Genomic DNA, 6,615 nt, shown 5'->3' on the forward strand with positions numbered 1-6,615 from the left:
CCAAAACCTTATCTGAATTAAATTGGAATGAAAACCAACTTCAACCCTTATTAGATTATTGAGAAGCTAAAAACTCTAAAAGTTTTATGATTTTACACAACGGAAAAATTGTTGTTGAAGCGTATTTTAATGGCCATACCTCTAATTCTCCTTGGTATTGGGCTAGCGTAGGCAAAACCCTTACCACTGCAACTGTTGGTATTGCACAACATGAAGGGTTGTTAGATATTGATAATAAGGTATCGCAATACATTGGAGAAGGCTGGACGAGTGCTCCTTTAGAAAAGGAAAACCTTATTAATTGCAAAAACCTTTTAACAATGACCTCTGGTTTAGATGATAGTTTAGGTGAGGATGTTTCAGCCCAAAACTTAGAATACGCAGCAGATGCAGGCGAACGGTGGGAATATCATAATGTCCATAAAAAACTACAAGATGTTGTAGCAGAGGTAAGTAACCAAACATGGACAACTTATTTTAACTCTCAATTAAAAAATAAGATTGGTATGTCTGGAGCTTGGATAGCATCAAATAATTTTAATGTGTATTGGAGTACAACTCGCAGTATGGCGCGCTTTGGCCTGCTCACTTCCGCGAATGGTATATGGGAAACAAATCAAATTATTCCTGAAACGTATTTAACTGAAGCTATTAACACGTCCCAAAATTTAAATGAAGCCTATGGTTATATGTGGTGGTTAAATGGAAAGTCTAGTTACAGGTTACAGCAATCGCAACACCTATTTACTGGATTTTTAATACCCAATGCACCTGTAGATATGTACGCTGCTTTAGGAAAAGACGACCAGAAAATATACATTGTTCCTAGCAAAGATTTAGTAATTATTAGAATGGGTAATGCTGCTGATAATGCTAACTTCGCTTTATCTAATTTTGACGAAGAGCTTTGGTCTCATATTAATTTATTAATTAACTAGTTATAAGTCTTTGGTGCCACTCTCGCCTTAGAAGCTTGTTCATAAACATAAGCCCATGCTAATAATTGCTTTTCTTGAAGGCGTCTTGCTATAAATGTTAAGCCTTTTGGAACACCTTCACCTGTATAACCCATAGGTACTGTTAAAGCCGGATATTCTGCAACAGCTGCAAAAGCGGCATGGTAATTATTTATAGACAAAAAACCATCTAACTTATTGGCATCCATGGGTATATCAAAGTACTGTTTACCATTAGTTTTTAAGGTATCTTTTATACGCTCTAAAAAGGCAGTATCACCCTTATGGTCTACAATGCCTTTAAAAAGTTTTTGCCCATAAGGCATTGTTTTTATTGAATCTTTTAAATTAAATGTCATTACATCAGAAACCGTTCTTAAATCAATAGCCTTACTCGCATAATTTGCCATGTATGTTGGCAAGTCCTTTTTCATATCTAAGTTTAGTAAACTCAAAAAATTTGGTAAGCCTATGGCTTCTTCTTCAATCGCAACAATTTCTGCTCCTTGTTGTTTTAAAACTTCTAATGCCTTTACGTATAATGTGTCTTCCATTAAGCGCTTAGGAGCACCAAAACGTTTTCCTTTTAGTGATGCCGTTTTTAAATCTTTAGTATAAAAACCAACATCCCACATCATCATAAAGGATTTAGAATCGGCATTATCTACCCCAAAAATAGCATCTAATACAATGGCATTATCAATAACGTTTTTTGTTATTGGACCAGCTGTATCTAAGGTTGAAGAAATAGGTACAATTCCGCTACGACTCACTAAACCTATAGTTGGTTTAAGACCTACAACAGAATTTTGACTCGCAGGTGATAGAATAGAACCAGCTGTTTCACTACCGATAGTTGCTGCTGCAAAGTTAGCAGAAGCTGCTACACCACTACCAGAACTTGAACCGCCAGTATCTATAGATCCTCTTCCGTAAGGATTAAGGGTTTGCCCTCCAATTGCAGAGTACCCACTTGGGCAGTCACCACAAAAGAAATAAGCCCATTCGCTAAGATTAGCTTTTCCTAATATTAAAGCACCTTTAGATTTTAGTTGTTTTACTATAAAGGCGTCATCCGTAACATTATCTTTTAATGCAACAGCACCAGCGGTTGTTGCCATACCAGAAGCATTAATATTATCTTTTAAAAGTATTGGCATACCGAACACTGAATATTCCAAATTTTTAGAATCACCATAAACGTTGCGTGCGTTATCTTTTTCTTTTGCTTCTTCTATTGCATTAGGATTAATAGAAATTACGGAATTTAGTGATACATTATTCTCTCTATCGTACTTGCGGATGCGATATAAATAGAATTTAGTTAACGCCGTGTAGGTTAATTTTTTATTTGCTACCTGCTGTTGTAAAAATTGAATATCCTTTTCGAGAATAAGTGGCTTTAATCGCTTATAATCTGCTTCTGTAAAGTCCGTCATCTTGGCATTGATGGTGGCCCAGATTTCATCCTTTTTTAAGTTTTTGGAGTCTAATACTTTAAATTCTCTAAAATCCTTTGCAGAAATGGCATCTAAATCTGTGGCTTTATCTGCAGTAGACTCAATAGTTTCTGATTTTGAGATCGGTTCGCGAGCGCCTCTAGATACAGTGTCGTTGCAAGATATTAGAACTATAAAAAAAAGAAATACTGTAGTTAATCTCATAGGGATATCTATTAAATTTTATTTAAATAAGTTAAAAATTCAATCAATGAACTTTTATTCTTAAGCTTTACTTTATGCTTTTTTATATATGAATGGAGCTTATCGGCATTATTAGGAAATAATACTTTTAAACTTTTCTTTTTTAGTAAAAGTTTGTTGGTCTTGTTATTTTTATGATTATAAATATAGTAATCATCATATATAATAAATTTTGCTGCTCGTCCTGGGTGATTTGGTGAAGCAGCCTTTTGAGCAGGTGTTAAAACACATCTTTTTTTACAGAGCAGCGAAAATTTAGATCCTTTAAATGTTTCTAAAAAATAAGAAGATTTAGGTACATTATCATAGTCTAAATAAGAAAAATATTTTAATGTTACATCGGAAAACGCAACTTCGCTATTATCCAATTTCAATAACGCATATTTAGCTTCAAATTTTTTATCCGAATTACTAAGATCATATTCTTCATCTGCATAAATTTCTACCTCATCAGTGTAAATATTATAGCGCATTAAGTGCATTCCGTATAAACTATCGGCAACAGATACCTCGCCTAATTGTACTTTGTTTGGAAAATAAGGGCTGCCTTTTATGTCTTCATAAGAAATAGGGTTAGCATTTTCATCTTGATTTAACTTATTTCTTATAATTTGTTTTAGACGCCATGTGCTCTCATACTGATTTGGAGCACCAGCAACCGCCTGTGAATACATGTTGAACGTTACTAGAGTGCAAATACTAAAAAGAAGATAACGCATCATCATAATTTTTTTTATAAAAATACAAAATGTAAGTTGTTGTTTATTTTATTGACTTTAAATCTTAATGTTATCCATTCCGAAAAAACGTAATACCCAGCCTTAAAGATTAAACAAATTAACTCTGAACAAACAAAAAATAAAATGATAAAAGGATAAAATGTAAATCTCCAAATTTTAGTTAAATATTCGTCAATCATAATTACGCAAAAAAAACAGATATTCAAATTACAGTTGTTTATTAACAAAAATAAAGTAAATCAGTACGTTACATAAAATAAGCAGGTAACAAAAGAGCGTTAAAACTATTTTATTACACCTATATTTTTATAATGTTACATTGATATGGTTGTCGTGATTTTCAACTTTTTTGTTATGTGAACGCTCCTTCTATATATAACAGAATCTGGTTTCTGTTATTCATTTTCTTTACTACCGCGATAAATGCTCCAGTTGGTGTTAACACTATAACTCCCAATAAAACATTAGATGCAAACGGTACAGCGGCTGTTAGAGTTTTAACAAGCAATGCTTCCACAACAACACAACTCACAGGTGCCAATAATCCTAGTTTACTAGGTGGTGCGTGTGCAAGTTAGAAACAATTTAGAATTACAACAGGCACACCTAGAACAAGCTTTATTACTGGTATTGCTCGAGGTACTGACGGAATATTAATTGTTATAAAAGCCGATGCTATTAACTTTAACGTGTTTAAAATTAACGGCTTTAAATAATAGCGTACTATTTCTTCTAATTTATAATGCAATAACAAAAAAGCGCACTAAGTTTATAGTGAGCTTTTGTTCTTTTGTAAAATTATTAATATATAGAATTAAATCATTTTATCGAAATGAATTTAAAGGCGTCATTTAAAAAATGAATCTACAAACTCATACTTATTAAAAACTTGTAAATCTTCTATTCCTTCTCCTATACCTATGTATTTAACAGGGATTTGAAATTGATCACTAATCCCTATAACCACTCCACCTTTAGCTGTGCCATCTAATTTGGTTACTGCTAAAGAAGTTACCTCGGTGGCTGCTGTAAATTGTTTGGCTTGCTCAAACGCATTTTGGCCAGTAGAACCATCTAAAACCAATAAGACATCATGTGGCGCATTACCGACCACTTTTTGCATAACACGTTTTACTTTAGATAATTCGTTCATTAAGTTAACCTTATTGTGTAAACGACCAGCCGTATCTATTATAATAACATCTGCATCTTGGTTTACACCAGACTGCAGTGCATCAAAAGCAACGGAAGCAGGATCAGAACCCATTTCTTGTTTTACCATCGGAATTTCCACTCGGTCTGCCCATACTTGTAATTGATCAATTGCGGCTGCTCTAAATGTATCTGCGGCACCAAGGACTACTTTTAAGCCTTTCTTTTTAAATTGATACGCAAGCTTACCAATCGTTGTTGTTTTACCTACGCCATTTACACCAACAACCATAAGTACATAAGGTGTTTTTTTACCATCCTCTTGCTTTGGTAATTGTGGGATGTTATAATCTGTTTCTTCACCAGAATTTGTCTCGTACAGTAATCCTGCAATTTCTTCTCTAAGAATTTGGTTTAATTCAGACGTTCCTAAATATTTATCTTTAGACACGCGTTGTTCTATGCGCTCAATGACTTTAAGTGCAGTATTTACACCAACATCACTTGTTACCAATACCTCTTCAAGATTATCTAGTACATCGTCGTCTACTTTAGATTTTCCTGCTACGGCTTTATTTAATTTAGTAAAGAATGAAGATTTAGATTTTTCTAAACCTTTATCTAGTGTCTCTTTCTTTTCAGAAGAAAATATTTTTTTAAAAAAACTCATTTATATTTTCAATGTTTGGTTGCATTTTAACTGTGTTTAATTTAACAGCTTCATTGCGCTTTTATACAAAAAAGGTTGCAACAACCTTGCCTTTAAAAGGATACTGCTAAGTTGTCATAACTATTCAAATATAGCCATAAAAAAACTGCTTTCAAACGAAAGCAGTTTAGGTCATTTATAGTGTAACTATAATTATTTTTTGTTTAAAAAGTCATTAACAAATTCTGGTGCCATAACTGACTCTACGAACATATATGCTCCTGTCTTTGGTGATTTCACCATTTTAATAGCTTTTGTCAAACGTTTAGATCCTGTCTGTAAAGACGCAACTGATTTCTTTGCCATTGTAAATATTGTTTACAATCTCCGTAGCAACGGAAATTTGATTATTTAATTTCTTTATGTACTGTCATGCGCTTAAGAATAGGATTAAATTTTTTAATCTCCATTCGGTCTGGCGTATTTTTTTTGTTCTTAGTGGTAATATATCTTGAAGTTCCTGGTTTTCCAGAAGCTTTGTGCTCTGTACACTCTAAGATAACTTGTATTCTATTTCCTTTTTTTGCCATTGTAAGTTGACTTTAGCGTATGCTATTATTTATAAAAACCTTTTGCTCTAGCTTCTTTTAATGCCGCTGTAATACCTATTTTATTAATGGTTTTTAATGCAGCTGTAGAAACTTTTAACGTTACCCACTTATCTTCTTCAGGGATATAAAAACGCTTTTTAATCAAGTTTGCATTAAACTTGCGTTTTGTTTTATTCATTGCGTGAGAAACATTGTTCCCAACCATTGCTTTTTTCCCAGTAAGTTCACAAACTCTTGACATTGTTTTCTTTCTTTAGGTATGTTATTTCTTTCTGTTAACTTTTATTTCTATCTGTACGGAAACAATATCCTAGTCAGTATTTTTAATAAAAATCTAATATCCTACTATGGATATTTTAAACAGGCTGCAAATTTAGTAAATAATTAAAGTTTGACAAAACTTAAATACTACTTTTTCAAAATTTCTTTTTGAAGCATTTCAAAAGCCTTATTTGTCGCTTTCATAATGACTTTGTCTCTGTGGTTTCCAAAGTTAAAAACTTTAGACACAACACCTTTATTGGTAGCTATAGCGATCCAAACTGTACCAACCTCAGCATCAGAATCACCTTTTGATGGCCCAGCGTTACCTGTGGTACTTATCCCGTAGTCTGCGTGGTATAATTGCCTTACATTCTCAGCCATCTGTTCTGCTACGTTTTTACTTACAACAGAATCGGTTTTAATAGTAGCTTTAGAGACACCTAAAACATTTACTTTAGATTCTGTAGCATAAGTTACTACACTACCTTTAAAATAATTTGATGCTCCTGCATTTGCCGTTAGTAACTTAGCTATTAGTCC

Annotated in this window: 9 protein-coding genes; 2 read left to right on the top strand and 7 right to left on the bottom strand. The window is 33.1% G+C overall.

Annotated features, from left to right (window positions below):
- Positions 1–86 precede the first annotated feature (86 nt).
- Positions 87–938 (top strand): serine hydrolase, encoded by an 852-nt coding sequence (locus Q0800_RS11355; protein WP_366518844.1) that lies wholly within the window; start codon positions 87–89, stop codon positions 936–938.
- Here Q0800_RS11355 and Q0800_RS11360 read toward each other — a convergent pair.
- Entirely contained in the window at positions 935–2,620 is a 1,686-nt protein-coding gene (locus Q0800_RS11360; RefSeq protein ID WP_299129690.1) for an amidase family protein, read from the bottom strand. The genes Q0800_RS11355 and Q0800_RS11360 overlap by 4 nt on opposite strands.
- An 11-nt stretch (positions 2,621–2,631) precedes the next feature.
- Entirely contained in the window at positions 2,632–3,333 is a 702-nt protein-coding gene (locus Q0800_RS11365) for a hypothetical protein (protein ID WP_299129693.1), read from the bottom strand.
- 422 nt (positions 3,334–3,755) lie between these two features.
- Here Q0800_RS11365 and Q0800_RS11370 point away from each other — a divergent pair, with 422 nt between their 5' ends.
- The gene (locus Q0800_RS11370; RefSeq protein WP_299129696.1) at positions 3,756–3,977 is read left to right on the top strand and encodes a hypothetical protein; all 222 of its coding nucleotides are present in this window, start codon (positions 3,756–3,758) and stop codon (positions 3,975–3,977) included.
- Positions 3,978–4,246: 269 nt separating this feature from the next.
- Here the strand turns inward: Q0800_RS11370 and ftsY are convergent, their stop codons facing one another.
- From ftsY to Q0800_RS11395, 5 genes are all read right to left on the bottom strand, one after another.
- Positions 4,247–5,221 carry a signal recognition particle-docking protein FtsY gene (gene ftsY / locus Q0800_RS11375; protein ID WP_299129699.1) on the bottom strand — a complete coding sequence of 325 codons (975 nt, stop codon included), beginning with the start codon at positions 5,219–5,221 and terminating at the stop codon, positions 4,247–4,249.
- Positions 5,222–5,413: 192 nt separating this feature from the next.
- The gene (locus tag Q0800_RS11380; RefSeq protein WP_008271041.1) at positions 5,414–5,566 is read right to left on the bottom strand and encodes a DUF4295 domain-containing protein; all 153 of its coding nucleotides are present in this window, start codon (positions 5,564–5,566) and stop codon (positions 5,414–5,416) included.
- Between the two features lie 41 nt (positions 5,567–5,607).
- Complete coding sequence (gene rpmG, locus Q0800_RS11385) at positions 5,608–5,790, bottom strand: 50S ribosomal protein L33 (RefSeq protein WP_179346045.1); 183 nt, start codon at positions 5,788–5,790, stop codon at positions 5,608–5,610.
- Between the two features lie 25 nt (positions 5,791–5,815).
- Entirely contained in the window at positions 5,816–6,052 is a 237-nt protein-coding gene (rpmB, locus tag Q0800_RS11390; protein ID WP_299129702.1) for a 50S ribosomal protein L28, read from the bottom strand.
- Between the two features lie 167 nt (positions 6,053–6,219).
- The coding region (locus tag Q0800_RS11395; protein ID WP_299129704.1) for a CinA family protein at positions 6,220–6,615 on the bottom strand (396 nt) is incomplete at its 5' end.

Source organism: uncultured Winogradskyella sp., from assembly GCF_937958655.1.
Taxonomy (GTDB): domain Bacteria; phylum Bacteroidota; class Bacteroidia; order Flavobacteriales; family Flavobacteriaceae; genus Winogradskyella.